The sequence below is a fragment of the Kitasatospora nipponensis genome (genome assembly GCF_039528135.1).
Classification (GTDB): domain Bacteria; phylum Actinomycetota; class Actinomycetes; order Streptomycetales; family Streptomycetaceae; genus Kitasatospora; species Kitasatospora nipponensis.
This window is the reverse complement of the sequence record NZ_BAAALF010000629.1, coordinates 1-810: the sequence shown is the minus strand read 5'-3', so window position 1 is coordinate 810 and position 810 is coordinate 1. Positions and strand designations below refer to the sequence as shown.

1 protein-coding gene is annotated in these 810 nt (G+C 72.5%); it reads left to right on the top strand.

Translation table 11 applies throughout. From position 1 onward, the window contains the following. Positions 1-271 precede the first annotated feature (271 nt). Positions 272-736, top strand: coding sequence for an NUDIX hydrolase (locus ABD323_RS42365; protein ID WP_184915831.1), 465 nt, complete (start codon positions 272-274; stop codon positions 734-736). Positions 737-810 lie beyond the last annotated feature (74 nt).

The window sequence follows — 810 nt, the reverse complement described above, 5'->3', positions numbered from 1 at the left end:
CGCCGCCACCGGCAGCCGCCCCGCCTCGGACACCGCCTCCCGCCCGTCCACCGCACTCGCCGCCGCGAGCACCGCCCTGGCTGCCGCCAGATCGTCCGGACCGAGGGTCTCGGTGCTGCGGATACCGTCCTGACTCGGGTTCGTCGTCTCCATGACGCCGACCATACGCGGCGTCAGGAGCCGGAAAGGGCTGGTCCACCGGGTCCGTCCGGTGATTGGCTGTCGGCTCCCAGCGGGCTCGGGCGCCAGTCGCCGGAAAGGAAGCCCTGACATGACAGCGGAGCTGGAACGACGCCAGCGGGTGGCCGCGTACGGAGTGTGCGTCCAGGACGGACAGGTCCTGCTCGCCCGCTGGGCGGCACCCGACGGCACCCACGCCTGGACCGTCCCCGGTGGGGGCCTCGACCACGGCGAGGACCCGTACGAAGCGGTGATCCGGGAGGTGCGGGAGGAGACCGGCTACCAGGTCGAGCCCGAGCGGCTGCTCGGCATCCACTCCCAACGGCTCCTCGACCCGCCCTTCGCCCGGAAGGGATCACCGAAGGACTTCCACGGCCTGCGGATCGTCTACGCGGCCCGGGTGGTGGGCGGCAGCCTGCGGAACGAGGTCGGCGGTTCGACCGACCTGGCCGCCTGGTTCCCGCTCGGGGAGGTGGCCGGCCTGGTGCGGGTCTCGCTGGTCGACATCGCCCTGGAGCTGTACCGGTCGCGGCCGGAGGTCGGGCGGGTGCCGTAGCTGCTTTCTTGCGGTGCTCCTGGGTTGTCCGTCCGGGTCCGGAAATGCAGAAAGCCCCTCCGGGAGACCCGGAG

Excerpts from the sequence above, each read along its gene's own strand:
- ABD323_RS42365 (WP_184915831.1), top strand. The coding sequence starts at position 272 with ATGACAGCGGAGCTGGAACGACGCCAGCGGGTGGCCGCGTACGGAGTG.